The 25,472-nt window shown below is 45.5% G+C and carries 24 protein-coding genes; 15 read left to right on the forward strand and 9 right to left on the reverse strand.

What is annotated here, in order from left to right; genetic code table 11:
- The first annotated feature begins 189 nt into the window (after window positions 1-189).
- Complete coding sequence (locus ACUTVW_RS18700) at window positions 190-4,092, forward strand: carbohydrate binding domain-containing protein (RefSeq protein WP_445647161.1); 3,903 nt, start codon at window positions 190-192, stop codon at window positions 4,090-4,092.
- Window positions 4,093-4,514: 422 nt separating this feature from the next.
- Entirely contained in the window at window positions 4,515-5,156 is a 642-nt protein-coding gene (locus ACUTVW_RS18705) for an NAD(P)-dependent oxidoreductase (protein WP_445647162.1), read from the forward strand.
- Window positions 5,157-5,388: 232 nt separating this feature from the next.
- On the opposite strand, the gene ACUTVW_RS18710 is transcribed toward ACUTVW_RS18705, so the two are convergent.
- Complete coding sequence (locus tag ACUTVW_RS18710) at window positions 5,389-5,793, reverse strand: VOC family protein (protein WP_445647163.1); 405 nt, start codon at window positions 5,791-5,793, stop codon at window positions 5,389-5,391.
- 221 nt (window positions 5,794-6,014) lie between these two features.
- On the opposite strand from ACUTVW_RS18710, the gene rarD reads away from it, so the two are divergent.
- The 3 genes from rarD to ACUTVW_RS18725 all read left to right on the forward strand — a co-directional run bounded on the left by rarD (window position 6,015) and on the right by ACUTVW_RS18725 (window position 7,808).
- Window positions 6,015-6,893, forward strand: a complete 879-nt coding sequence (gene rarD, locus ACUTVW_RS18715) for an EamA family transporter RarD (RefSeq protein WP_445647164.1) — start codon at window positions 6,015-6,017, stop codon at window positions 6,891-6,893.
- Between the two features lie 223 nt (window positions 6,894-7,116).
- Window positions 7,117-7,353 (forward strand): hypothetical protein, encoded by a 237-nt coding sequence (locus ACUTVW_RS18720; RefSeq protein WP_445647165.1) that lies wholly within the window; start codon window positions 7,117-7,119, stop codon window positions 7,351-7,353.
- Between the two features lie 107 nt (window positions 7,354-7,460).
- On the forward strand, window positions 7,461-7,808 hold the full coding sequence (locus ACUTVW_RS18725; RefSeq protein ID WP_445647166.1) for a hypothetical protein: 348 nt from the start codon (window positions 7,461-7,463) through the stop codon (window positions 7,806-7,808).
- 377 nt (window positions 7,809-8,185) lie between these two features.
- On the opposite strand, the gene ACUTVW_RS18730 is transcribed toward ACUTVW_RS18725, so the two are convergent.
- The gene (locus ACUTVW_RS18730; protein ID WP_445647167.1) at window positions 8,186-9,235 is read right to left on the reverse strand and encodes a glycoside hydrolase family 53 protein; all 1,050 of its coding nucleotides are present in this window, start codon (window positions 9,233-9,235) and stop codon (window positions 8,186-8,188) included.
- 382 nt (window positions 9,236-9,617) lie between these two features.
- Window positions 9,618-9,845, reverse strand: a complete 228-nt coding sequence (locus tag ACUTVW_RS18735) for a hypothetical protein (RefSeq protein WP_434749539.1) — start codon at window positions 9,843-9,845, stop codon at window positions 9,618-9,620.
- A 248-nt stretch (window positions 9,846-10,093) separates the two neighbouring features.
- Between ACUTVW_RS18735 and ppk1 the strand changes: the two genes are divergently transcribed.
- On the forward strand, window positions 10,094-12,175 hold the full coding sequence (gene ppk1 / locus ACUTVW_RS18740; RefSeq protein WP_445647168.1) for a polyphosphate kinase 1: 2,082 nt from the start codon (window positions 10,094-10,096) through the stop codon (window positions 12,173-12,175).
- On the opposite strand, the gene ACUTVW_RS18745 is transcribed toward ppk1, so the two are convergent.
- Window positions 12,135-13,664: a Ppx/GppA phosphatase family protein gene (locus ACUTVW_RS18745; RefSeq protein ID WP_445647169.1), complete on the reverse strand. Its 1,530-nt coding sequence runs from the start codon at window positions 13,662-13,664 to the stop codon at window positions 12,135-12,137. The two genes, ppk1 and ACUTVW_RS18745, sit on opposite strands and share 41 nt — an antisense overlap.
- Before the next feature lie 25 nt (window positions 13,665-13,689).
- Window positions 13,690-13,944 carry a hypothetical protein gene (locus ACUTVW_RS18750; protein WP_445647170.1) on the reverse strand — a complete coding sequence of 85 codons (255 nt, stop codon included), beginning with the start codon at window positions 13,942-13,944 and terminating at the stop codon, window positions 13,690-13,692.
- Window positions 13,945-14,179: 235 nt separating this feature from the next.
- Between ACUTVW_RS18750 and ACUTVW_RS18755 the strand changes: the two genes are divergently transcribed.
- The gene (locus tag ACUTVW_RS18755) at window positions 14,180-14,839 is read left to right on the forward strand and encodes a YheC/YheD family protein (RefSeq protein WP_434756437.1); all 660 of its coding nucleotides are present in this window, start codon (window positions 14,180-14,182) and stop codon (window positions 14,837-14,839) included.
- A 355-nt stretch (window positions 14,840-15,194) separates the two neighbouring features.
- Window positions 15,195-15,338, forward strand: coding sequence for a sporulation histidine kinase inhibitor Sda (locus ACUTVW_RS18760; protein WP_434749543.1), 144 nt, complete (start codon window positions 15,195-15,197; stop codon window positions 15,336-15,338).
- 21 nt (window positions 15,339-15,359) lie between these two features.
- Here ACUTVW_RS18760 and ACUTVW_RS18765 read toward each other — a convergent pair whose 3' ends face one another.
- Window positions 15,360-15,611 (reverse strand): hypothetical protein, encoded by a 252-nt coding sequence (locus ACUTVW_RS18765; RefSeq protein WP_445647171.1) that lies wholly within the window; start codon window positions 15,609-15,611, stop codon window positions 15,360-15,362.
- Window positions 15,612-15,687: 76 nt separating this feature from the next.
- The gene (locus ACUTVW_RS18770) at window positions 15,688-16,689 is read right to left on the reverse strand and encodes an NAD(P)/FAD-dependent oxidoreductase (RefSeq protein ID WP_445647172.1); all 1,002 of its coding nucleotides are present in this window, start codon (window positions 16,687-16,689) and stop codon (window positions 15,688-15,690) included.
- 505 nt (window positions 16,690-17,194) lie between these two features.
- Here ACUTVW_RS18770 and ACUTVW_RS18775 point away from each other — a divergent pair.
- Together ACUTVW_RS18775 and ACUTVW_RS18780 are read left to right on the forward strand one after the other, a co-directional pair.
- Window positions 17,195-18,388: an NAD(P)/FAD-dependent oxidoreductase gene (locus tag ACUTVW_RS18775; protein WP_434749545.1), complete on the forward strand. Its 1,194-nt coding sequence runs from the start codon at window positions 17,195-17,197 to the stop codon at window positions 18,386-18,388.
- Window positions 18,385-18,639 (forward strand): hypothetical protein, encoded by a 255-nt coding sequence (locus ACUTVW_RS18780; protein WP_445647173.1) that lies wholly within the window; start codon window positions 18,385-18,387, stop codon window positions 18,637-18,639. Before ACUTVW_RS18775 ends, ACUTVW_RS18780 begins: the two co-directional genes overlap by 4 nt.
- Before the next feature lie 352 nt (window positions 18,640-18,991).
- Here the strand turns inward: ACUTVW_RS18780 and hemQ are convergent, their stop codons facing one another.
- Complete coding sequence (gene hemQ / locus ACUTVW_RS18785; RefSeq protein WP_445647174.1) at window positions 18,992-19,738, reverse strand: hydrogen peroxide-dependent heme synthase; 747 nt, start codon at window positions 19,736-19,738, stop codon at window positions 18,992-18,994.
- A 227-nt stretch (window positions 19,739-19,965) separates the two neighbouring features.
- Between hemQ and ACUTVW_RS18790 the strand changes: the two genes are divergently transcribed.
- The 4 genes from ACUTVW_RS18790 to dnaI all read left to right on the forward strand — a co-directional run bounded on the left by ACUTVW_RS18790 (window position 19,966) and on the right by dnaI (window position 24,316).
- A complete protein-coding gene (locus ACUTVW_RS18790) occupies window positions 19,966-20,259 on the forward strand; it encodes a YuiB family protein (protein ID WP_123064681.1) in 294 nt (97 codons plus the stop codon).
- 385 nt (window positions 20,260-20,644) lie between these two features.
- A complete protein-coding gene (locus ACUTVW_RS18795; protein WP_445647175.1) occupies window positions 20,645-22,180 on the forward strand; it encodes a helicase DnaB in 1,536 nt (511 codons plus the stop codon).
- A 110-nt stretch (window positions 22,181-22,290) separates the two neighbouring features.
- A complete protein-coding gene (locus tag ACUTVW_RS18800; protein ID WP_445647176.1) occupies window positions 22,291-23,205 on the forward strand; it encodes a tetratricopeptide repeat protein in 915 nt (304 codons plus the stop codon).
- Window positions 23,206-23,365: 160 nt separating this feature from the next.
- A complete protein-coding gene (dnaI, locus tag ACUTVW_RS18805) occupies window positions 23,366-24,316 on the forward strand; it encodes a primosomal protein DnaI (protein ID WP_445647177.1) in 951 nt (316 codons plus the stop codon).
- Between the two features lie 169 nt (window positions 24,317-24,485).
- Here dnaI and ACUTVW_RS18810 read toward each other — a convergent pair whose 3' ends face one another.
- Window positions 24,486-24,641, reverse strand: a complete 156-nt coding sequence (locus ACUTVW_RS18810; protein ID WP_110897381.1) for a YqzM family protein — start codon at window positions 24,639-24,641, stop codon at window positions 24,486-24,488.
- Window positions 24,642-24,906: 265 nt separating this feature from the next.
- On the opposite strand from ACUTVW_RS18810, the gene trxA reads away from it, so the two are divergent.
- Window positions 24,907-25,224, forward strand: a complete 318-nt coding sequence (gene trxA, locus ACUTVW_RS18815) for a thioredoxin (protein ID WP_090919457.1) — start codon at window positions 24,907-24,909, stop codon at window positions 25,222-25,224.
- Window positions 25,225-25,472: the final 248 nt, after the last annotated feature.

Consider the following 25,472-nt stretch of genomic DNA (forward strand, 5'->3'; position numbering starts at 1 on the left):
AGACATCATCTTGCTTGGATGCCACGAAGATTATTTCACCAGAGAATCAAAGAATCACAGGAGAGAGGAGGCGCGATAGCAGGCTCATTTTCAAATTCAAACAAAGGGTTCGTTAACAAGGTTATAATGACTTTCAAATGAATTCAAATTCATGATCCCCACAGGGGAAACAGATAAGGGAGGAAAAACATGAAGCTTGTGCGCAGGCTTGGCGCATTCCTGTTGGCATTATCCATTGTTGTTTCCACACATACTACAGCAGCTTATGCCGAAATCTCCGCTTCCCATGTGTACCATAACCATATGCCGAATTTCTGGGCTTACTACGATACATCCAAGTATGCTTCCACACCTGTAGGATCACCCATCCGATACACTTATGACGGGCAAGTCATTGAATTGAAAAAGAATCCTCCAGCAGGTTATCCGTATTTTCTGCCTGGTGGTGCACCGATGCCACATGATGATCTGGTCGCGTATTACACACACCATGCGAAAACCGGAGCCTATCTCAGTTGGCCATGGCAAGTGGCAGGTGATCTCAAAAATAACCATCCAGCCGCAGGCATGCAGGTAACGATGTCAGGTTCTCTCCTGAACAATGTGGACAGCTTTATGTATACGAATAATGTAAACGGTTACAACAATAAAGCTTGGGGTGTTCCCTGGAAGAACGCGTACAACAATCTGAAAACGACCCACGGTGAGCGGACAATGGACCTCGTTCATTTTTCCGGGCACCACTCCATGGGGCCACTTGCGGGTAATGAATATTTGCTCAAGGATCTGATCTATCAAAATGTTGTCATGGCTCAGCCCTTTTTCCTGGGGGACAGCTTCAAATCTTCCAAAGGCTTCTTCCCGACCGAGCTTGGCTTCTCGGAACGCATTATTCCGGTACTGGATCAACTCGGCATCGAGTGGTCTGTGATTGGCAACAATCACTTTTCACGTACGCTTAAGGATTATCCGTTGTTGAACGATCCGGGCAAGGATACGATGGTATCTCCACCCAATCGAGCCGATCTGCAAAATACCAGTAGTGTTGGTTCATGGGTGTCTGCACCGATGTTCAACGAAAAACAGGTCGTGTACAACAAATACCCGTTCGCCTCTACACCGCACTGGGTGCGGCATGTGAATCCAGAAACCGGAGCGGAAAAGAAGGTTGTTGGCATTCCTGTAGCCCAGGCAGAATCATGGGAAGAAGGTTACCAAGGCTCGGTGAAGGCAGATGTACTCAAACCGTTTGAGGGACTTGTGGATCAGAAGCAGTTTTTTGTTATTGCGCATGATGGGGATAATTCTTCAGGCCGTGCAGGTTCTGAGGATACTTGGCGCAATGCAGGGAATGTAACTTATGCACAACCCGGGATAAAAGGAGAGAGCATCAACGAGTACTTGCGTACGAATACGCCGAAAGCCGAAGATGTAGTTCATGTGCAGGATGGCTCGTGGATCGACACGCGTGACTCCTCTTCCGATCCGACATGGTATCACTGGCGTCTACCTTTTGGCATTTGGAAAGGACAGTTTGATGCGTTCAACAAGGCGACGGGCCTTAATCTGGAACCGAAGAAGAATCTGGACGGGGTTCAGGAAGGCATGACGGTATCCTTTGAATACGGTTATCACTATCTGGAGCGTAACTTTGCCTTGGAACAAGCAGCGCTAAACTATGCAAAGACAGCCGAACAAATGTGGCTGGATGCCAACCCGAACCATTGGAAACCTTCTACAGCACTGGATCGGGAGATCACCTATGAAGGCAATCAGCTGAATCCATGGATGATGGCTTACCCAGTCAAGGGAGATCCGGCAAACAATTATAAGGGCGGAGCGAACCCGGCAGAGCTGAGTTGGTATTTTCTTATGCCTGCTCTGGATTCCGGTTTTGGATACTATGATGAAAATGTGGATGATGGTGTGAAGCCGACACTATCATTTAATCAGTCTCTGTTTTTCTCCAAGCCATATGTTAACGGCCAGCTAGCTAAGGATCGTACAGGACCATCAGTCTGGTGGCCGCAGCGTTATCCCTATAACCCAGGCAGTGCCAATGTCAGTAAGGCAGAGGGATGGACGCTTCATTATTTTGACAATACGTTTGGCATCTACACCTACGCTTATGATGTGAGTGGGATTCGTGATATCAAAGTGAAAGTACGGACTCATCGGGATAAGCAGGCGGATGCGAAGGACAATACTTTCCGTGTATATGATCCGGCAGCGCTCAAAGCCAAGGGTGTATCCAATATCGATCCTGCAAAAGTGAGCCCTTGGGAGGAATATCCGATGACTAAACGTGATTTGAAGCCTGACATTAATGGGGTGGCTTGGCAACCAAGCAGTACAGATATGTTTACACGTGTACCGGCTCAAGAAATCGGAGATATGTATTATACCTATTTCAATGATTTTAGGGATCAACTGGTTGACTATTATATCGAGGCCGTAGACGGTAACGGCAATATCACTCGCAGTGAGATTCAGACGGTATACGTAGGTACGGGAAAATACAAAAAGGATGCTTCCGGTAAAATCGTGGAAGACTCAAACGGAACAATTCAAGGCACCCACCCATTCCTGGTGGTGGATCAGACCCCGCCTTCCGCTCCAACCGAGGTGAAATCCACGCGTGTAACGGATCGCAGTGTCACGCTTCAATGGACAGCAGCTACGGACAATGTTGGTGTCGATGGATATGATATCTATCGGAATGGCACCAAAGTGGGCAGTTCCCAGACGACGGAGTATACAGATACCGGACTTGAACCTGCCAAAACCTACACGTACAGCATTAAAGCCAGAGATAAGGCCAATAACATATCTGTTGCCAGTCAAACTTTACAAGTGCAGACACTCGTTGCAGATACTGAGCCACCAACAGCACCGACGAACGTTGTGATTAAAGAGTCTACTTCATCCACTGTAACGTTGGTGTGGGTAGCAAGCCAGGATAATTACGGAGTTGCGAGATATGATATCTATCGTGCTGGGAGTAAAGTGGGAGAAGCAACCCAGCTGACATATACCGATTCTTCTCTCGCTCCTGCAACCAATTATGTATACACGATCAAAGCGGTCGATGAAGCAGGAAATGTCTCGGCACCCAGTGAGCCAGTAACGGTCAGGACCAAAGAAGGCAATGTGGTCACCATATATTACAAACAGGGTTACACCAATCCGTACATTCATTATCGTCCGACGGGTGGAACCTGGACGACGGCACCGGGTGTAAAAATGTCGGGAGCTGAAATTCCGGGATACATGAAAATGACAGTGAATGTAGGCACAGCTACCGGGCTCGAAGCGGTCTTTAACAATGGAAGCGGTACGTGGGACAACAACGGTGGAAAGAACTATCAGTTTCCATTAGGAGAAAGCACCTACAATGCAGGAGTCATCACTCAAGGTGCGCCGCAAGCGGATACGACTCCGCCGAGCATACCCACAAATCTGACAGTCACCTCGAAAGCTTCCGATCGTGTATCACTTGCTTGGGATCCATCAACAGATAAATCAGGTGTAGTCGGATACGAAGTATTTCGGGATGGCGTCAACATTGGCACAAGCACAACACCTTCGTATGTGGATGCAGGATTGAAGGCTTCAACAGCCTATGCTTACCATGTTGTTGCTTATGATGCAGCGCAGAACAAATCGGCAGTGAGTGAGGTAATCCGTGTTACGACCGATGCTGCACCAAAGAGCTACAGTGTCACTCTCTACTATAAGCAGGGATACTCGCAGCCTAACATTCATTACCGACCGGAAGGAGGGACTTGGACGACACCTCCGGGTGTTCCAATCCCAGCATCAGAGTTGCCCGGGTATAATAAAATTATAATTGATGTAGGCACAGCCACTGGACTTGAGGCCGTTTTCAACAATGGAAGCGGTACTTGGGACAACAACGGGGGTCGCAACTATGTATTTCCTCTGGGGGTAAGCACTTATAATGCTGGTGTCATCACACCGGGAGCCCCTGCAGGATCAACGTTTTCAAGTTCGAGTGACACCCCAGTGGCATTTTTGCCAGTAGAGTTCGTTCAGGTCTCCCCGTGGAAAATGGGACGTAAGAGCGCTTAAGTTGATGGGTGTGAAGAATAAGGCAAGTAAGGAAAAAAGGAAAATAGAAAATAAGGTCCAGGTATTCAATAAATACGTGATGTGTATTGTGTTCCGATACGAGAGGTTCATAAAACGGACGAAATTGTGTGGATGTCTGGAAATAAAGAAGCCTTGTTTATTGATGAACAAGGCTTCTTACTATGGCATTCATTAAGGATACTGGCAGGAGGATATTCATCTGTTTTTTGTATCAAGATCAGCTTTAGCCTTTGGTATCTGATGAGCTTCATTATAGCTCCACCTATTTCGTGGATGTATGGTTAAAAGATAAAAGAAAACATATTGACAAGAAAAGTTGTAACATATATAGTTACATTATGAATTAGGAAAACAACCTTAACATAATAGTAAAAAAATCGAGAATGAAGGAGAGATTGACGATGAACATTGCAATTATTGGTGCAACAGGTAAAGCGGGAAGTATCATTTTGAAAGAGGCAGCAGATCGCGGGCACGAGGTAACAGCGATTGTGCGTAATGCATCCAAATTAGAAGACAAAAGCCTGAATGTATTGGAAAAAGACGTATTTGATCTGACGGCTTCAGATGTTCAGGCCTTTGATGTTGTTGTTAATGCGTTTGGAGCTCCAGCGGGTAAAGAAAACCTGCATGTAGAGGTGGGACAAGCCCTGATTAACATTTTAAAAGATGCTCCTAATACACGCCTGATCGTTGTGGGTGGTGCGGGGAGTTTGTTCACAGACGAGTCCAAAACCCTGCGTGTTGTTGATTCCCCGGGCTTCCCTGATGCGTACAAAGCAACAGCAACGAGCCAAGGAAAGAACCTGCAAGACTTGCAAGCATCTTCGGGCATTCAATGGACATTCCTTAGTCCGGCTGGATTCTTCAATCCGGAAGGCGTACGTACTGGAAAATACCAGTCTGGCAACGATGTGATTATGGTTAACAGTGAAGGCAACAGCTATATCAGCTATGCCGATTATGCGATTGCGCTTGTGGATGAGATTGAGAACCCACAGCATAAAAATGAACGCTTTACTGTAGTTGGCGAAGCGAAATAAATGTTTTGAGATGATTGTTGAATAAACAAAAAAACAAAAGGACACTGAGCTTGGAAAAGCTGTGTCCTTTTGTTGTGGATATAAAATTATTAATAGCCTCCCGTCAAGAGTGATTCATTACCCAGATGTTTTTTTCTCCACGTTTGTCGGAAGTCTGAGCAATCCATGTTGTACGATGCAAAAGACAAATGCAAATACGGCATAAAACATTTTACTCAAAGGCAGCGTCTTATTATTGGCGTTTAGGCATCTTGCTCTCATCCATGTAGAGTAGGTTCCAGCGGTGACCGTCCAGATCTGCAAAGCCAGCTCCATACATCCAGCCGTCCGTTTCGCTTGGCTTGCCAAAGATACTTCCTCCGGCACGCTCTACTTTCTGAACAAAGGAGTCCACTTCATCTCTACTCTCGGCACCAATGGAAATGATAACCTCTGCACTATGCGAAGTGTCCACAGCTCTGGCTCCGGTAAATTTCTCGAAAGTTGCATAGGGAAAAAGCATAATTGTCGTTTGGCCTATGGAGAGCATGGCTCTCTCGCTACCAACGTTCATCGCTTTGAATCCTATTTCATTAAAAAAAGAAGTTGCCTTCTCGACATCTTGGACCGGCAAGTTAAACCAGATATCTTGTGACATCGTTTTAGCCTCCTAGATCAATTTTTATATTACTATACTCTATTTTGAGTTGAAGCGAGGATTTATATAAAGCCAGATGGATTATATCCCGCATGAATATTGTTACATATATGTATTTTATAAGTATGCCTTTACTTATGTAAGGACCGAGGCGTATAATCCGTTGAGACATTACAGATACAATGGAGACATATTAGAGAGAAAAAGAGAGGGTACGTTTCATGAACAACGGATTAATTAATGCTATTATTGCTTATGTCATGTGGGGAATTCTCCCACTTTATTGGAAGCTGTTTAACGACGTACCAGCTGGCGAAATTCTGTCACATCGGGTAGTTTGGTCATTTGTTTTTATGGGAATCTTAGTGGCGATTCAGCGTCGCTGGAGTGATGTAAAACGTATCTGGACTAGCCGTACACTCCTGTTGTCACTCACAGCTAGTGGACTGTTAATTGCGATCAATTGGCTGATCTTTATCTGGGCAGTTAACAACGGCCACGTTGTGGAGACTAGTCTTGGTTACTACTTGAATCCTTTGCTCAATGTGCTGCTCGCTGTTGTTTTCCTTCATGAGAAACCAAACCGGGGTCAATGGGTCGCCATTGCTATTGCAGCGGTTGCGGTGCTAGTTATCGCGATCGACTACGGACGTTTCCCGTGGATTTCCATTTCGCTTGCTGTATCCTTTGGTTTATATGGTCTTGCGAAGAAAAAGATCAAGCAAGACGCATCCGTAGGTTTGCTGTCCGAGACAGCAGTTGTGCTGCCTGTTGCATTAGGTTACTGGATTTATCTTGGCATCGTTGGCAAAACAACGGCCTGGACTTTGCCAGTGTCCATGTTTTTCGAATTACTGCTTTCCGGCGTTGTAACCGCATTGCCGCTACTGTTCTTTGCACGTGCAGCTGCCCGCATGTCGCTGTCCACGCTCGGATTTGTGCAATACATTGGTCCAACTATTATGTTGATCTTGAGCATATTTGTATTTAAGGAATCCGTTTCACCTGTGCTACTGGGTGGTTTTGCACTGATATGGACAGCCCTTATCGTCTATGCTGTTGCCTCCATGCGTGCTACTAAACTGGCGAAGTCGGTATAATTACGAAAATGATGTGATATCAGAGAAGTGTTGAAAGAGTAAAGGTATCTGATTTTTCTGCTATGCGGCTCTTTCCATCCCGGGGGATGGGGAGGGCTTTTTTTATAACTTGTTGAATATTGAAAAAGAAAATGTAGACGACTCTTCTCATGTACAAATTAAGGAACGTATGTTCTAATTATAGAAGCAGATTCATATTTTTTCGGACGGCGGTGGAGTTAGAATGACGAAGCAGCAGGGAATTGTAATCGTCGTGAGTGTTTCGATCGTAAATGAGGGTAAAGTGCTTATCATCCAAGAGAACAAAGCATCTGTACGGAATACCTGGAATTTCCCCTCAGGCAGAGTGGAGTATGGGGATATACTGGAATTGCGAGATCGGGAAGTGATGATGCGGATTACGGATAATGTAATGTCTAAAAAAGAGCATCCACTCACGCTTTTCCAAAGCCAGCTATAGAAACGGAGAAATAGGTTTATGAAGTCCTCGTATTTTGTATATCTTTGCTGGCATGGCTTGCTGAATACATTGGCATCGTCAAATGATGAATTAGGGGGAGAATTATAATGGTTAATGATGAGTTGGCAGAGCGCAAGCCAGGTCGTTTCGTGCTACCGGAAAACAGGATTCGTTTCATATTTCCGTTTCTTTTTTCAGTAATCATTGGGATGATCTATACGTGGTTAATCGTGAACGAAACGACAAACGGATATCTTGGCACAATATTACCAAGTACAGATGGTGCGGATTTTCACCGATATCTTCCGGTTATCCTTCCTGCATTTGTATATTCGTATGTTATGCAGAGGAAACACATGATTCTGATCGAGAATATATCGTTTAGTTGTATTCAAGCGATTATTGCTATCCTCAGTCTTTTTGTGTCTCTTATAGCTGTTATGGTGTTGATATGATTTCGATCAGAATCATCTAAACCCGTCTCCGGAACGTCCAAACGTAGCTCCCTCCAAGTACCCAGTCTATAAGGGCGTAATAACGCTCTTCAACGTCAAAAGGCGCCATCCCTAAGGGTGAGCGCCTTTTGTGAATCTTTTCTTACTCCCGTGAAAAGCCAAAGCACGTTTTAGAAGCCCTTCCTTAAGGAGCAGCGCGTAGTGGAGGGGGCGGGATCGATTCTGGAGAAGCGGAGCGTTCGCGTTTGACCTCGGATTTCCCCTATCGAGGGGAATTCAAACTGAAATCCGAGGACAACCAGCGATCGAAAGAACGACCCGCCCCCGGAACGTCCGCCCGCAGCTCCATCCGCGCAAAAGGCTTCTAACTCCCGTGCTTAGTCAATGAACCCTTCCATGGTAGCCGTCGGCATCATATTGGATTGCCAAGCACCTTTGGTATAACCGGCATTATAACCTGGAGTAGCTTGTGGCTCCCAGTAGAATACACCTTTTCCTTTGCCATTTGGCAAATTACGAATTTGATTTTTCATCGCTGCGACAAAGTTTTTACCTGCCGCTGCCTGATTGTTGTCCATACCAATTTCAGAGATCATAATTTCTTTGCCATAACGGTTGATCATATCCTTGGCGTTGTTGACCGTCTTCGTCACCGCGGTGTTCCAGCCAGAAGCGGAAGGATAGAGGGACATCGCGATCATGTCAAAGTTAGCTCCGTTATTGATCAGTCCTCCGATGTTCCAGACAAACAAAGCATTATCGTCTCCGTTTGCAAGGTGCACCATCGTTTTGGTACCGCTGCTTATGGATTTTACAGCATTATGTCCTGTGTTCACGAGCCAAGCATAATTTTTCATGTTGACCGAAGCTTTGCCATCTTCCCATAACATCCCGTTGTTCGTTTCGTTACCGATCTGTACCCAGTCCGGGGTAACGCCCTTGCTTTGCATCGTTGTCATCACATCACGAGTATGGTTCCAGACAGCGTCCATCAACTGTTGGAAGGAATAATTTCTCCAGGCGGCAGGTTTATTTTGTTTGCCCGGGTCTGCCCAGGAATCACTGTAATGGAGTGTAAGCATGACGCTCATACCCGCATTTTTGGCACGTTGTGCAAGAGCAGCGGCGCGGTCCTTATTCATGTAACCGTTACCATAATCATTCGAAGGATTAACAAACACCCGGATGCGGACGGAGTTAATCTGGTAATCCTTTTTCAGAATATCAATGATGTCGCGTTGTACCCCGTTTTTATCTTTCCATTTGTACCCTTGAGCTTCCATACCGGGGACCCAGCTGATATCGGCTCCTTTAGCAAAACTCGGTGCGGCGCTGGCGTGCTGGCCTACAGGCAGCAGGACAGAAGTGAAGAACAAAACAAAAGCTAATAAAATCCTCACCTTGAAACCCCTTACATTTCTAAACATGACAACATGCCTCCTTGGTTATAAGTTGAGATGCATCCTCATTATAGCCTCACGAAATCATGGTGCTAAAGGGTCCGTTTCCAATATTTTGGTTGTTTTCTTAACTTCTCATCTTTTTCACATGTTACATCCCTATGTATTATATAAAAAAAAGACAAAACAAAAAGCCGTCCGAAGACGGCTTTTCTACCCGTGGCGCTTTTTTAAACATTGATCCGTATCCCGCGCCTCCATTACCATCCAATTTATTTGGAAGTAGTGGATCGGGTAAGGGACACGTTCAACATGTCATTAGAAATGTTGACGCACCTCCTTTCCTTGTGGCAAGAGTATACAACACTCTGTTTTGGAAAGCTAGTCTTTTTTTCATATTTACGCAAAATTATTTTTCAGTTTGAAACATCGTCGTTTCCCGTGCATAATGGCTCTTCGTACCGTCCTCATTACGTATCCGCACACTGTCATCACTGATTTGTTCGACAATGCCGTGGCCGACTTCACAATATACACCTGCAGGATCTTCCTGCCATGCGGTAACCACACATTGGGATAGGGCAGCAGTGAAAAACTCGATGTTTTTCTGTAACGTTCTAGGTTTGTTCGATTTCATGAGATACTCCTTTAAAATGATATAAATTTGGGATAATAACAACAGCCGATCCAAATCACACTGTAGTTCACTTTACCTTGTCTATTGTTCTTTGTAAAGGGATGGAAAAAGTTACGGTCATGAGTTATCATTTACATAAATTTAACACTGCGTTAACATTCCGATGACGCTTGAAGTCGATTTCGAATAGTACAATTATATGTAGAGTTCCAATAAGAATTGACATGCATCACATTCGGAGGCCATACATGCATAAGGATATTAAAACAGGCAATTATGTTAATCGTGATTTGAGTTGGGTTGAATTTAATCGGCGAGTGCTTCAGGAAGCTCAGGATTCCACAACGCCTATGCTGGAGCGGATGAGGTTCCTTGGTATTGTTGCCAGCAATCTGGATGAGTTTGTCAGTGTCAGACTCGCAGAGACCAAGGAGAAGATCAAGGCTGGATTCACGCAAAAGGATTTCACAGGTTATACTCCTCCGGGGCTGTACCGCAGACTCATTAAACGAACCGGGACCATGGTCGCGGAACAATATAAAACATACCGTGAGCTCATTCGTCTTCTTGCCAAGAAGGGCGTGCATATCCAGGAGTATGTGGATCTTAATGTGACGCAGCAACGGGCGATGGATCAATATTATCATGATATTATTTTTCCGGTGCTTACGCCGATGGCCATCGACCAGAGCCGGCCTTTTCCGCTGGTGCATAACAAGTCCGTTTATCTGTCCGTTATGCTGCAAAAAGAAGATGAGCAAGATGGCGAGCCGTTTATGGCCATTGTGCAGGTACCTTCCAATCTTCCTCGCATTGTGAAGGTTCCCCTGAGGGCCAATAGCAAGAAAAAAAGCTTCATTCTGATCGAAGATCTGATTAAACAACATGTGCATACCCTGTTCAGCGGATATGTATCGCTGGCTGTGCAGGAGTTCAGAGTGACTCGCAATGCAGATCTCTCCATTAATGAAGAGGAAGCGGAGGATTTGCTGGAGGCTATCGAAAAAGAGTTGCGGCGCAGACGTCGCGGAGCCCCTGTCAGGCTGGAAGTGTGCAAGGATTTTCGTAGCGATGCCCTGCAGGAGCTGCAAGATGAATTTGAAATTCAGGACCCGATCTTTGAAATCGACGGACCGCTGGATCTCAGCTTCCTGGCTGGATTTGTGGATAGCCTTGAAGGTTTCTCTCATCTCAAATACAGTCCGGTACAACCTGTATATCCGCCGGAGTTCCTGCCAAGGGAAAGTCATTTTGAACTGCTTCGCAGACAGGATGTATTGGTTCATCACCCATATGAGTCGTTTGAGCCGGTGACGGATTTTATTCTGGAAGCTTCAGAAGATCCACAGGTTCTGGCGATCAAAATGACCCTTTATCGGGTGAATGGTGATTCACGCTTAATCCCAGCGCTGGCACTCGCCGCAGAGAGCGGCAAGCAGGTTACCGTCGTTGTGGAGCTAAAAGCTAGATTTGATGAAGAACGGAATATAGCCTGGGCCCGTAAGTTGGAAAAAGCAGGCTGTCACGTCGTCTATGGTCTGGTCGGTCTGAAAACACATGCAAAGATAATTCTTGTTGTACGTCGGGAGCAGCAAGGGCTGCGCCGATACGTACATGTGGGGACGGGCAACTATAACGAGAGCACAGCCAAAGTGTATACCGATGTGGGTCTGTTTACCTCTAACCCGGTCATCGGGGAGGATGCATCCGAACTGTTTAACGAGATTACCGGTTATTCTGGTCCGAAAGCATTGCAAGCATTCCGTGTTGCTCCGGATGGCATGAAGGACGAATTATTCACACTGATTCGACGAGAAACAGAGTATGCATTAAAAGGCAAACGTTCCCGTATCATTGCCAAGATCAACTCTTTATCTCATCAGGAAATGATCGATCAATTATATGTAGCTTCGCAGGCAGGGGTGCAGATTGACCTGATTATCCGCGGTGTATGCTGCTTACGTCCAGGTGTAGAAGGACTGAGCGAGAACATTCGTGTGATTAGCATTGTAGACCGTTTCCTTGAACATTCCCGGTTGTTTTACTTCGAAAATGACGGTAACCCGGATGTTTTCATCTCCAGTGCAGACTGGATGTCGCGTAACTTGAACCGGCGCATTGAGCTCATGTGTCCTGTATTTGATCCTTCATTGAAAAAGATGCTGGTGGATATCCTGAATCTGTCGCTGAATGACAATGTGAAGGCCAGAGAACTTATGCCAAACGGGAATTATATATTTGTAAAAAATGAAAAGCCCCCGCTGAGAAGTCAGACGGAGGCGATGGGGATTATCCCTTGGAAGCCTGCTGAGTGGAGTGTTTTATCGTAACTCCCCAGGCTTCCTGCAGATCTTTAACGGCATCTTCCAGACTGTTCAGTTCAAGTAAAGGCTCGTCTGTACAGGTCAATGTGACCTGCAGCGAGTCTTTTTCTTTGACTGCGTGAATGGCGGCGATGCTCTCCGCACGGTTGATCGCTTCGGCTGCACGTAGCAACGAGCCAATGCGGTGAGCATGCTGTGCATCCGAATCTTTTAGAATATCCTCATGCTTCTGCAGCAGTTGGGGGGTTCTTTTTTTCGGATGATAGTCAGCTGCAATGGCACTAAGGATCGTTTCCCTGTGAGAAAGACCGTAGATGCTTGCATTCATAATCCAGTATGCCGAGTGCTGCGTGTACCTAAAATAGTTAATTTGTTTACCAGCCATGTGCAGCATGGAGGAGGCATACAGAATTCGTTCATCAGACTCATCCGGTGCGGCCTCCTGCAAGGCGGTGTACAAGTGAACCGTATCGTGATGGATCCGGTTCAGACGTTTCTCGGGGATCGGCGGGCCATAATGAAGAAAATTGCGGATACTGTCCTTCAGTGCATCCGGTGCGGCAGGCTGACCAGATGCGAGATAGTCTCTCAAGAGACCATCACGAAGTCCTGCTCCGCTCACCACATAACGATCTCCTTGGATGATGCGGAAGATGGTACGCAGGATCAGTACGCCAGGTACGATAATGTCAGCCCGATCCTTGGCGAGACCTGGCACCTTTTTGCGTTGGGCCGAAGTAAGATAGGGCAAGGAATGTGCGATATTTTCCATCGCTTCCTGTCCAATCTCATAATGATGTGACACCGGCAGAGAGTATTGTGTCCGTTTTTGTTCTACTTTTGCAAGTGTACGCATCGTACCGCCCAGTCCAATCAACGGCAAACCGGGATGTTCCCGAATCCAGTCCGATCCCTGTAGCGCTTCAATGACCTCATTGCAAAGTGCGTGTTCATTGGCTTCGATCCATTGATCCTCGCCTCCATAACGGGCATGGGAATTCACGGCGCCGATCGGCAGGGACACGCTATGCAATCTTTCGCGATTGCGGAATACAGTGATTTCCGTACTGCCGCCCCCGATATCCACGACAAAACCGTCCTTCAGATCAATGGACTGAATCACGCCCAAAAATCCGTAATAAGCCTCCCGATCTCCCGAAACACATTCAATAGTAAGTCCAGTCTCAGTTTCTAACCAGGCAATAATCTGCGCGGCATTGGTTGCATTGCGAATAGCTGCTGTCGCTGCTGCCCGAATCAGTCCCGTTTGATAAGCTTCGCAGGTGGCTTTGAATTGCCGCAATATAGTCATCGCGGTTATTAAAGACTGCCTTTGAATGCTGCCATCCGGTTCGACAACCCCGCTTAGTCTGGCAGCATATTTGTCTTCATGAATAATGCGGTACGCTCCGTCTTCATTCACCTCATAGATCACCAGACGAATGGAGTTAGAGCCGATATCAACAATTCCAAGTGTTTTATTATTTTGTGTCATAAGCATCTCCTTCTACAAAGATCAGTTACCCGTAATGCAACAGGGCAGCCATGGCTTCCGGTGAGCCTGGAGGCGTGGCAGAGAAGGGCGTGGTGAACATAACGACAATGATAAAGACGATGAAACAGGCAAATAAAATACAACTTACGGCAAAGCCGCGATTGCGTTTTTTGATAAACAGACGAATACCGATCACGAAGAGAAGTACCGTCACCGCGACCAGTACAATGGACATTGCGAAATAGGCCACGCCATAAAGTGATTTGAAAAATACTTCCATGTCTTTTGAACGCTCCTTAAGTCCTCATTTTTAGCCAATACAAATCATTCTTTAGTAGCATACGACAGATTGAACCGTTTGAAAAGTAAAGTGGGCATTGTCCCAAATTGCCTTTCGATAAGCAGGACAGGTTCCACGGAAAAGGGGCCTTTGCCTTGGACAATCATCCAAGAATACGATCCCAGGGTTGAGTATGTATAAGGAAGGAGCATTGTTTCAGAGAGGAGATCAACCCATGTCGAGACAATTAGCAAGCAAATGGCGGAAGACAGCTGCGTTAATAAAATATCCGGTGGCTGCTGCCCATATTCCGCAGACCATGGCGTTTAGTTCAGGTAATCTGCTGCACATGCTGCAGCGTTATGGAATGGTATTTATTAAACCGGTGGTGGGCGGTGGCGGGTATGGCGTGATCCGGGTATCCAGGAACGGCGGAGCCTACAGATACACACATATGAAGGTTAGTCGTTCATTCGCCAGCTTTAAACAGATGTATCATTCCCTTGTGCGGGTGAAGGCCAGACGAAGATATCTGATTCAACAAGGGATTCATCTTGCGACGATTCATGGAAGACCTGTAGATTACAGAGTCAAGGTGGTCAAGACTGCGCAGGGCTGGGTATTTCGTTCTTTGGTCGGAAGACTTGCTCGTCCAGGTCTGTGTGTAACGAATCTGTGTAAGGGAGGAACGATGCTATCAGGCAAAAGAGCACTTGCCTTATCGCTGCCCCATATCGCTAATCGGCATAAAAGGCAGGAGATGCGTTCATTGACGCTGACTTGTACACATATTATGGAAACGCAGTTTCCAGGCATAGGTCAGTTAGGATTTGATTATGGTTTGGATCACTCCGGCAGAATATGGATTCTGGAAGTAAATACCAGACCTCAATGAAAATCGCTGGAAAGACTAAAGAAACCTTATGAAAAACCGATAGTATATACAAGAGATATCATATGAAAAACGTTTGAAAATTTTCACTTTGGGGTAATACATCCCGAGTATCGTCGGAAAATATGAAAATAGCTTGAAATTTTCTTTTGATCTTGGCTTTTATAGAGATTCCATCCGTCCTGTGTATAAATAATGTCCACATTATCCACTGTATATAATCTATGTTTTTTCCAATTATCAACAAACTATGCACAGGATTTCCACATGTTGTTGTGGATAACAAGAACGCTTGTTCTCTTTGATAATCTCTGATATGATAGTTTTGAGGAAAATAAAGGAAAGGTTGTGGCGGGAAATGGCTATGTTATCCGATGAGATGTTGTTGGATTCCTACCATAAGGCGATCGAACTGGATCTCGAACGAGATTTCATCGCGCTGCTATTGGCAGAAATCCATAAGCGCAAACTGGGTACCAACGTATCTGCCATACTTCACTAGAGATCCTCATTGCAGGCAATATTACAGGTTTCCGGACATGTCCCATAAAGAGACTGGTAGCAGCATGCTTGTCTGACAATGGTGACAGTGCATCAAGTGATTGCATACGTTTTCAGTTTCGTCTGCCGTGTCAGAGGAAACCTGAAGTTCGTAGGGGCTGTATGGTCCGGTATAGTCGACCAATTTGCCGCATTCTGACAGTCCCTGGAGGCAGTGGGGACAAGCCTGCTCCGGAACAACCAGACCGTTACACAGCGGGCATATATAAGACAAGGGTATCCCTCCTGATTATGAGATTGCTCAGGAGTAAGATACCCTTTTTTGTACCCTATTATGTGATTTCTTTGAATTAGCGTTTCATATTACTACTATGTCCAGGAGACAATTTGGCATCCGGATCGAAGTAAACTTTCGCATTATTCACTGCCGTTGGAGCTTCACCGAAGCCAACGGCAATCAGTTTCAGCTTGCCTGGATACGTAGTGATATCACCAGCAGCAAAGATGCCAGGTATGGACGTTTCCATGCGGGAGTCCACAACGATGGAATTGCTATCAATTTCGATACCCCATTCGGCAATCGGACCAAGAGATGAGACGAAACCAAAGTTTACAATGACATCATCCACTTCAATTTCTTGTGTTTCTTTCGTTTTAACATGCGCGAGAGTAACCTTCGTAATCGTTTCATCTCCGTGAAGTTCCGTAATTTCGGTTGGTGTGACCACGTTAACTTTGGAATTCATCAGGTTTTCCACACTGTGCTCATGTGCACGGAACTTGTCCCGGCGGTGAATCAGAGTAACCTGCTCAGCAATTGGCTCAAGCATAAGTGCCCAGTCCACAGCGGAATCTCCGCCGCCGCTGATCAAAACTTTTTTACCTGCAAAAGCGTTTAAATCACTGATGAAGTAATGCAGATTGGTTTTCTCAAACTTTGCTGCACCTTCCAGTTCAAGGCGGCGAGGTTCAAAGGCACCGACACCAGCTGTAATAATAACGGCTTTGGCATGATATTCATTCTCATCTGTCTTTACGATGAAATGCTGTTCTTCTATTTTCTCCACCGATACCACTTTTTCTTCCAGACGGATGTTCGGGTTAAAGTGGTTCATCTGCTCGATCAGGTTATTAACCAGTTCCTGGGCAGTGACTTTTGGGAAGCCGGCTACATCATAGATGTATTTCTCTGGATATAGGGCAGCAAGCTGTCCGCCAAGCTGAGGCATACTTTCTACGAGCGTAACGGATGCCTGACGCATACCTCCATAAAATGCAGCGAACAGGCCCGCAGGGCCGCCGCCGATAATAAGCAAATCGGTCATTTCATGACCGGATGTCTGTGCAGTCAAAAATCAACAACACCTTTCTTATTTTAATAGGTAGAGACCAGTACTTATTATTGCAAATTACGTCACATAATCTGCATGGGTGTAAACTGTCTTTCCTATTATAAACGGTGTAATCTGGGTTGCAAAGTTAGCTGGATCACTAATCTGAGAATAATTGATGAAGATCTGGTGAGAATAGGATGAAATTGGAAATGAAAGGTTATGAAAAATAACAAAAAAAACTTGATCTTTGCGAGAAATCCAGATATCCTTGACCTGTACTATGTGTTTTTTTGCCAAAATTAGAGTGATGGCGTCAAGTCGAGACACCCCGCGCGTTTTGTGTAATCTTGTGGTTAATTTCACAACTTAAATCGATGATATGCGTATAGAAGTTCAAAACCATTCATGAAGTTTACATTTGTCGTCATAATGGATAAGACCTGAGCAATACTTGTAAGTAAGAGTATTTTGCATTCCACCTGTTAAAGGGAAGGATAGGAGCAAAACCGGAAGGAGTACAGATATGAGCAGCATTCCCAAAATCGTCATTCTCGGAGCGGGATATGGCGGGATTCTGACAGCCCAGCGGCTGCAGAAGGAACTGAACTATAACGAAGCCGATGTCACGTTGGTGAACCGGCATGATTATCATTATATTACAACTCATCTACATATGCCGGCAGCTGGCACGGATAAAATAGAACACGCGAGAGTTTCAATTTCGAAACTGATCGATGAGTTCAAGATTGACCTGGTGAAATCATCGGTGAAGGAGATCCGTCTTCAGGATCGTAAAGTCATTCTGGAGGACGGTACGTTGTCTTACGATTACTTGATTATTGGACTGGGCGGGGAGCCGGAAACTTTTGGTATACCCGGTATGCTTGACCATGCGATGACAATTCGTAGTATTAACTCCGTAAGGCTGATTCGAGAACATATCGAATATCAATTCGCGATGTACAAAAACGATAATAAACGAAACCGTATTCGCTTCGTTGTAGGCGGGGCTGGTTTCAGTGGAGTGGAATTTGTCGCGGAACTTGCAGACCGTATTCCGCAATTGTGTAAGGAATTTGACGTGGACCCGAAACATGTACACATCTATAACGTTGAAGCCGCGCCTTCGGCATTGCCGGGGTTTGATCCGGAACTCGTGGATCATGCGATGAATGTGCTGAAGAAAAAAGGAGTTACGTTTAAAATCGGTGTTCCGATCAAGCAATGTCTTCCTGATGGTGTAATTGTCGGTGAAGGTGAGAAAATTGATGCGGCTACGGTTGTATGGACGGGCGGAATTCGAGGTAATTCTTTACTTGAGCAGGCTGGTCTTGAAGTGATGCGTGGCCGCGTGAAGGTGGATGAATATTTGCGTGCTCCCGGACATGAGCATGTGTATGTCATCGGAGACAACTCCCTTGTATTTAACGAGGAAGGCAGACCTTACCCGCCGACGGCTCAGATTGCGATGCAGCAGGGTGTGAATTGTGCGAAGAACATTGTCGCGGCTATTCGCAACAAGCAGCCTCAGCCTTTTGAATTCACGAGCAAAGGCACGGTGGCCTCATTGGGTAAGGGAGAAGCGATTGCTGTGGTCGGCAGCAAAAAATACAAAGGCTGGAAGGCAGCGCAGTTGAAAAAACTGGTTGATCTGCGGTATTTGTTCATCATTGGAGGCATTCCGCTGGTTCTAAGGAAAGGGCGGTTTTTCGGATGAGACATTGCAGTGTACAGGTTCGCGGTCTGTTAACCCGTGAGGAACTGGATCGCTACAATAGCCTGATGCAGGTCGGCGGTTATCTTGAGGAACAGAACCAATATGACTTGGCGTACATCGTTCAAAAAGAAGTAGACATTCTTATTCTGCCGGCGATTGAACGGCTTAAGGAAAAGAGCCGTGACCGTGACCGTGCAACTGCCGAGTTTCTTGAATCTCTGAAAGCGGTTGATGAAGAGGAGCAGGATTGAAATTTTATTAAGTTCTAAAAAAGAGTTTACTCGCACACTTCGATGACAGAATAACCTTTCAATCGCTGTTATCCCCAGATTTTTTGGAATCCCTTTTCTCAAAGGGAAAATCCGGTGATAAAGGCGATAGCAGATGCTTCCGATGTAGCTTTCTTTCAGAAAGCTTTTAGCTTCGCTTTTCCAGTTTATTTCTGTCCTCTCCGTTTTTGTGTAAACAATTCGTTCAACTTAAATAAATCTAAATCATGCTTGAAGTAAGGTAATACGGAAAAACTAAAAAAAGCACCGCGGATTATTCCTTTAGGGATATCCGCGGTGCTTTTTTTATAGTGATTAGATTATTAGCCTATCTTTACAGCTTCAGCATCTCTTCCAGCGTGCTTTCGTTCAGCAGACTTCCTACGTAGAAGGAACCGAATTCGCCATAACGTGCACTGACTTCATCAAAACGCATCTCGTAAACGAGCTTTTTGAATTGAAGCGCGTCATCTGCAAACAGGGTAACGCCCCATTCCCAATCATCAAATCCAACCGAGCCGGTAATGATCTGTTTGACTTTACCTGCATAGCTACGGCCGATCATGCCATGACTGCGCATCATGGTACGGCGTTCATCCATAGACAGCATGTACCAGTTGTCGTCCAGCTCACGCTTTTTATTCATCGGATAGAAGCAGATGTATTGGCGCTGTGGTAGCACGGGCTTAAGACGGGCAACGATCTCCGGATTTTGCATCGGATCTTCGCCCTCTTTGCCAAGATAGTTGCTCAGTTCCACTACACTGACATATGAGTAAGACTTGTTTGTATATTGGGCAAACGTCGTTTTGTTGAAAGCGTTCTCTACTGCTTTCAGATCTTCCAGCGTCTCGCGCAGATGCATCATTACAAAGTCTGCTTTCTGGCCTACAACTGTATAAACAACGGTACTGCCTTGAGAAGCCTCCTCGACTTTTTTCCATTCGTTCCAAAACTCCTGAAGCTCGTCCAGGGCAACAGCACGCTCTTCATCATCGGCTGCTTTCCAGGCGGTCCAGTTCATTGAGCGAAAATCATGCAGGGCATACCAGCCCTCCAGGGTTGATGCGGCTTCGTTCATGGATTTTGTTCCTCCTACAGGTTATATTTCCAAATCCCGGTAAGGGACAGTTTAGTGCTTTATCGTTATATTGTATCCCAACATGAAGCAGAAGGGCAAATGATCTTCTCGTGAAAATCGGCAGATTTGTCCATAAAGTTCGTTGCTTCGCCACATTTTTTGCGGTAAACTTACTACTATCCAGAAGGGAAAACCGAAAGTGTGAAAGAAGAGGTGAACGTCAGCCGATGCAGTTTATACCGGTGCTCGTATTAATGGTATTATTTTTTGTTATGATGTTTGGTATCGGTTTCATATTGAATATGCTTATGAAGACTACCTGGTTTCCTTCCTATTTGTTCGTCATCGTTATATTGCCTGTGGTGGTATATTCTTTATGGGACCATTCGTCTACGCTCATGTCACATCTGGGATCATTTCAACTGGTCGATTATATGACTGGGGTTGCAGGTCTCGCGGGTGCGATCATTAGTGGCTGGACGATTCAGAAGCTGCGACTGGGCGGATATCGTATGTTCTGATGGCTGGAAAGTGAAGGCAGCTGCGGCACTGAGTTTTGAAAAGGTCTTTTCTTTGACGCAAACGCTTACGCGTGCAAAGAGAAGGCTTTTTTTGCTGTGATGAACGGTACAGGGGAATGTTTGTTTGCTTCTTATCATATGTATAAGATGAATGAATTTAAACGATTTTGCTTGTAATCTCGTACTGCAGCTTTTATAGTATTCTAGCGACTCTTTGGAGTGACCCACTTGAAAATTCGCCCAATTTTGCGAAAACGTGAACGATGTCGACCTAGGACGAAATGCAGTGAGAACGGGTTCGTTTTTTACCTGTTTTTGAGCATTTGAGGATCGGACATTTATGATAGAATAGAAAAACAACGTTTGGGAAGAAGGAGATCAGGCTATGCGCATGAAGAATTTGCATCATTTTACGGAACATCATCGCTACTGCGTATACAGGGAGTTTGGATTAAGCGCCCTGGACGACCGCATGCTCACAGGAGCTTACCAGCCTATGGTAGGTGCTTTTGCGGTTGGCTTGTATCGGCTGTTATTTCAGCATCTTCCCGGAGAACAGGTCGGTTATTCCCCGCTTGAGCAGCAACGGCGGTTGTTTATGACATTGGGGCTGGAACCCAGTGAGAAGGGACGCAAATATTTGGTTGAACAAGCGTCGAAGCTGGAAGCGGTAGGGCTACTTCAAACCTCAAGGCTTTACACTCCGGAAAATGATGATTACATCTATGAGTATGAGTTGCAGCCGCCACTCTCTCCGGCAGAGTTTTTCCGCACACAACATCTGACATTGCTGCTTCGAGACAAGATTGGCAAGTTTGCTGTGTTATCCTTGCGAGCCGGTTTTTCAGCTGTAGAAAATGGGGACACGCCTTATGTGGCAGCAAATAAAGAAAATATTTCAGTACCCTTTTACGATATATTTGAGCTCAATACACATGTGATTGATTATGAACTGGAGCAGGCCTTATCCGAAGTGTCCTCGTCGGCGCAGCGAACAGGCACGAATGATGCTGCTGAAGAGAACAAGCTGAATTATGCTGATATTATTTTACGATTCCCGCGTGAGTCCGTGAACCGTCGGTATGTCGAACAGCTGCGTTTTGATCATGAGCAGCTCGGGATCGTCAATTATGTGGTGAACAAGTTTAACCTTAGTGTGCAAGATGTATGCCGCTTGCTGGATGAAGATGATGTGTTCGGCCCGCAAGGGCAGCTGTTACTGGATGATCTGCAGCATAAGGCAAGCATGCAATTCAGACAGACGAAGAAACGTCAGGAGCAGCAGACGGTACAAGCCGCCAAGGTGGTTGCTCTTCGGCAACATATGGAGGAGCCACAGCCATACACAGACTCTAGTGAGCCACCAGTCGAGCATGTTGTACAGATGGAATATTATGTCGAGGTACCGCCGCAGTTCTCAACCAAGTGTGATATTCATCAATACAATATGATGCTGCGCAATGAGCCTTATACACGTTTGCTACAGACATTTTTCCCTGGCGCTGTGCCGGATAACCTGGTAGATATTTTCGAAAAAATCGATCTGAGTTACAAGTTGCCCGGTGAAGTAATCAACGTGTTGATCCATTATCTGATGGCACTGCTTGTATCCGGTGGAGAGCAGCGTATTAACCGTAATTTCGTAGAGGCGATCGCCTCTAACATGTTGCTCAAGCAGGTGAATTCTTACGAGAAAGCTGTACAATACATCCGTGATCAGGCGAAGGTAAAAGGCAAGCAGGCTGCAGGAGCAGCTGGAACCCGTACCCGTACATACGGCAAAGGAACCAAAGCGAAACCCGAAATTCCGATCGTACAAGACATAAGTCATGGCGGGGATAGCGTCTCGGAGGAAGAGTTCGAAGAGATGATGCGTTTTGCCCAGGAGATGCAGGCGAGCAAGCAAAAAGGAACATTATAGTTGCATAATACAGGCGGGTCCCTTGTGAGAGGTGACTCGCTTTTTTACATCGGCGTGCAGCAGTACGTCATTAGAGGACCACAATTCAATTGGAAGGGAGAGCAACTCCGTTGAGTACGAATCAAAAAGCAATCGAATGTCTTGAAAATAATGATTATGATGCGGCTTTGGCTCTATTCCGAGAAGCGTTGAACGAATCGAGAGATGTTCAGTCTTTGACAAACCTGGCTTGGATCTATTATCACGAAGAGGGAGATGTAACGGCGGCTATAGAATTGGCTCAAGAAGCAGTGGGTTTGAACCCAACCTCCCATTTTCCTTACAGCCTGCTGGGTGAAATGCTTCTGGTTAATGAAAGATGGGAAGAAGCTAAGACCGTATTAGCGAACTCTATCCGTAGGGAACCTTCCAAAGAGGCTTGCAATAACCTCGCGATTGCCAAATACCATCTGGAAGAGTGGGATGAGGCTTCGGTTTTGTTTTTGCAAAGTGCCGGGCCTTCTGATTATGCGATGTATAGTCATATCCACTGTCTGATCAAGATGGGCAAAACAGATGAAGCAAAACAGAAACTGGATGGTTTCTCGCAAACGGATGATGATTTCGTCGGAGAAGTTCATGTCGCAGAACTGTACCTGGAGTTGAAATGTTTTTCTGAAGCAGTGCGTTGGTTTGAACAAGCGTGGGCCACCTATTATAAGTCGCCGGATTGGGTGTGTAGATATATTTACGCTTTAATTCAGACAAATGCAAAGGAACGAGCGGTTGAAATTACGAAAGAATGTATTCAATTCAAACAAGATGATATGGAGGAAGAACAGGCAGAAGAGTGTGATGAGAATTGGACAGAAGGTGACAAGGCGACATATCTGATTCAATTGCAAAATGAGAAACAGGAGTACGAGCAGATTATCGAACAGATTTCCTCGGATTTTGTTCCACCATTCCAATTCACGACATCTCCCAGTTCAAGCTGTTACTTATTCGGGTGCTCCAGACATGATCATCCCGAGTATACGAATTAGAGTAGCCGTTGAGTCATTCGGTGCGGTAGTTTTTCCAAATGTATCAGTTGAGTTATTGTCGGCTTTTCTATAGAATGAACAGTACGAATGATTGAACATAAGGCGATAATTATGTCCCGTTATTCACTAATACAGATACTATTAAAGGGGGCTTGAAGTCATGGAATCCTTGGGAGGACTGCTTCAGCAGCTGAACCCTTCGTTTCGTGAGCAGTCGCGGCGAATTATGGCGGATTTGCTGGAAGACCCGTATGTGCGCGAGTTCCGCGCAGGTCATCCTGAACTGAAAGATGCACAGCTTATGCCCGATCTGAGCAAGCTGTTTCAGTATGCCAAAGATTCGAAGAACTGCGCGAATTGTCCGGGACTCGACAACTGTCCCAACGATTTTCAGGGTCATTTTTGCAAACTGGAAGTAGAAAACTTCAACGGTAAACCCGAAATTATAGATATTAAAGCACCTTGCTCGAAACAGATCGCCCGGCAAAATGAACATATCATCAAGCAGCGCATTCGCAGCTTCTATGTGGATGAGCGTGCACTTAGTGCAGGATATAATGATGTGGAGATTATGGGTAAAGATCGCATGCGTGCGCCAGCGGTGAACCGGGTGCTTCGTTATATCAGCGAGACCAAAGCAAACGGACTTTCAACGCAAGGACTATATCTGGAAGGTTCGTTTGGAACCGGTAAAACGTTTCTGATGTGTTATCTGCTGCATGAACTTGCAGTTGCAGGTCATACGGGTGTGATCATTTATATGCCTGACTTTGTGGAGGATCTGAAATCCATGATCAGTGAAGGGCAGAAGCTCAAGGAAATGACAGATGTTCTGAAAAGCTGTGACTTGCTCATCTTTGATGATATTGGGGCTGAGAACCTGAACCCGTGGGTGAGGGATCATGTGATGGGCTCAATTCTCAATTATAGAATGAATCGCAAGCCGACGTTCTATACGTCCAATTACAACCTGGAAGGGCTTGAGAAACACTTGAGCTTTACCAACCGGGATGGCGAGGAAATGAACAAAGGCCAACGACTGATGGATCGGATTCGTCCATTTGTGGATGTTATTCAGGTTCGGGGCGAGAATCAGCGAGGCAAGGACTGATTTTGTGGAAAAGTCGAGTTGTCATCATGCTCAAGAGGGTTATCGCGTCAGTACCTGAGTCCGTGTGACTTACGTTAAATGCACAGATATACCAAGAAAAGCCTGGCTTTCGCAATTTGCGAAAACCGGGCTTTTCTGGTCTGTGGAAGTCTGAGTGAGCTTGAACATCCTATTCGGTCAGGAATTTGAAAATTACCATCCCAAAGAAGATGACAGTCATCAGGCCGCCCATGCCGACAACACCCATAATCAGATCGAAGAGGTCGTTGCGCGGCTCCTCGTTCACATGTTCACGTGGGTCGGTCATCCGAATATTAGCATCCATCGTATTGCCTCCTTATGAGGATTGATAGCTTGGCCTGCAAGCAGGGCTACAATCCGGAGTAATTTTAGTATACTTGGAAAAGAAAGCGTTTGTAAAGATTTTGCAGATGACCTGCTGCACCTGTAATTATGAAGATTTCATGTTGGGAAGATGAACATTAGCTGTTCATTTCACAAGTTTAACGCACATGTGTTATACTGGAAGTGTCGTTCACGACGTTACAGGTTAAAATAAAACCGTAAGTATATATAAGGAGGACAATTCTATGGCTATTGTTAACGTATCCGATCAATCCTTTAACACGGAAGTCGAAGGAGAAGGAACGGTTCTGGTTGATTTCTGGGCGCCTTGGTGTGGTCCTTGCAAAATGCTCGCTCCAATTCTGGAAGAACTGTCCACAGAAGTTGGCGATTCCGTAAAAATTGCTAAAGTAAATGTGGATGAGAATCCAGAATCTGCTTCCCGTTTCGGTGTAATGAGTATTCCAACACTGATCTTCTTCAAAGACGGTCAACCCGTTGATAAAGTGGTTGGTTTGAACTCCAAAGAAGCTCTCAAAGGAATCATCGAAAAACATCAATAAACTTCAAGCCAAAACATTAATAAGTGCAGGCTGACACATCGCCTCCGGTTTACATGCCGGGGGCGTTTTGCGTCGAAAAGCTTGATACAGGACAATATAAAAGTAATATATAAATGACGTAAAAAATTATTTGTATTATATAATTGAATATGAAATGAAACTGGAAATTTACATGATTAACGGAGAGGCTAGAAAAGAACTGGGGAAGCTAAAAGCTTTCTGAAAGAAAGCTGCATCGGATGCATCTG

This window comes from Paenibacillus sp. TSA_86.1 (assembly GCF_052691815.1).

Bases quoted from the DNA above. Each gene is read 5' to 3' on its own strand.
- ACUTVW_RS18700 (WP_445647161.1), top strand. From the start codon at position 190: ATGAAGCTTGTGCGCAGGCTTGGCGCATTCCTGTTGGCATTATCCATT.
- ACUTVW_RS18705 (WP_445647162.1), top strand. From the start codon at position 4,515: ATGAACATTGCAATTATTGGTGCAACAGGTAAAGCGGGAAGTATCATT.
- ACUTVW_RS18710 (WP_445647163.1), bottom strand. From the start codon at position 5,793: ATGTCACAAGATATCTGGTTTAACTTGCCGGTCCAAGATGTCGAGAAG.
- rarD (WP_445647164.1), top strand. From the start codon at position 6,015: ATGAACAACGGATTAATTAATGCTATTATTGCTTATGTCATGTGGGGA.
- ACUTVW_RS18720 (WP_445647165.1), top strand. From the start codon at position 7,117: ATGACGAAGCAGCAGGGAATTGTAATCGTCGTGAGTGTTTCGATCGTA.
- ACUTVW_RS18725 (WP_445647166.1), top strand. From the start codon at position 7,461: ATGGTTAATGATGAGTTGGCAGAGCGCAAGCCAGGTCGTTTCGTGCTA.
- ACUTVW_RS18730 (WP_445647167.1), bottom strand. From the start codon at position 9,235: ATGTTTAGAAATGTAAGGGGTTTCAAGGTGAGGATTTTATTAGCTTTT.
- ACUTVW_RS18735 (WP_434749539.1), bottom strand. From the start codon at position 9,845: ATGAAATCGAACAAACCTAGAACGTTACAGAAAAACATCGAGTTTTTC.
- ppk1 (WP_445647168.1), top strand. From the start codon at position 10,094: ATGCATAAGGATATTAAAACAGGCAATTATGTTAATCGTGATTTGAGT.
- ACUTVW_RS18745 (WP_445647169.1), bottom strand. From the start codon at position 13,664: ATGACACAAAATAATAAAACACTTGGAATTGTTGATATCGGCTCTAAC.
- ACUTVW_RS18750 (WP_445647170.1), bottom strand. From the start codon at position 13,944: ATGGAAGTATTTTTCAAATCACTTTATGGCGTGGCCTATTTCGCAATG.
- ACUTVW_RS18755 (WP_434756437.1), top strand. From the start codon at position 14,180: ATGTCGAGACAATTAGCAAGCAAATGGCGGAAGACAGCTGCGTTAATA.
- ACUTVW_RS18760 (WP_434749543.1), top strand. From the start codon at position 15,195: ATGGCTATGTTATCCGATGAGATGTTGTTGGATTCCTACCATAAGGCG.
- ACUTVW_RS18775 (WP_434749545.1), top strand. From the start codon at position 17,195: ATGAGCAGCATTCCCAAAATCGTCATTCTCGGAGCGGGATATGGCGGG.
- ACUTVW_RS18780 (WP_445647173.1), top strand. From the start codon at position 18,385: ATGAGACATTGCAGTGTACAGGTTCGCGGTCTGTTAACCCGTGAGGAA.
- hemQ (WP_445647174.1), bottom strand. From the start codon at position 19,738: ATGAACGAAGCCGCATCAACCCTGGAGGGCTGGTATGCCCTGCATGAT.
- ACUTVW_RS18790 (WP_123064681.1), top strand. From the start codon at position 19,966: ATGCAGTTTATACCGGTGCTCGTATTAATGGTATTATTTTTTGTTATG.
- ACUTVW_RS18795 (WP_445647175.1), top strand. From the start codon at position 20,645: ATGCGCATGAAGAATTTGCATCATTTTACGGAACATCATCGCTACTGC.
- dnaI (WP_445647177.1), top strand. From the start codon at position 23,366: ATGGAATCCTTGGGAGGACTGCTTCAGCAGCTGAACCCTTCGTTTCGT.
- ACUTVW_RS18810 (WP_110897381.1), bottom strand. From the start codon at position 24,641: ATGGATGCTAATATTCGGATGACCGACCCACGTGAACATGTGAACGAG.
- trxA (WP_090919457.1), top strand. From the start codon at position 24,907: ATGGCTATTGTTAACGTATCCGATCAATCCTTTAACACGGAAGTCGAA.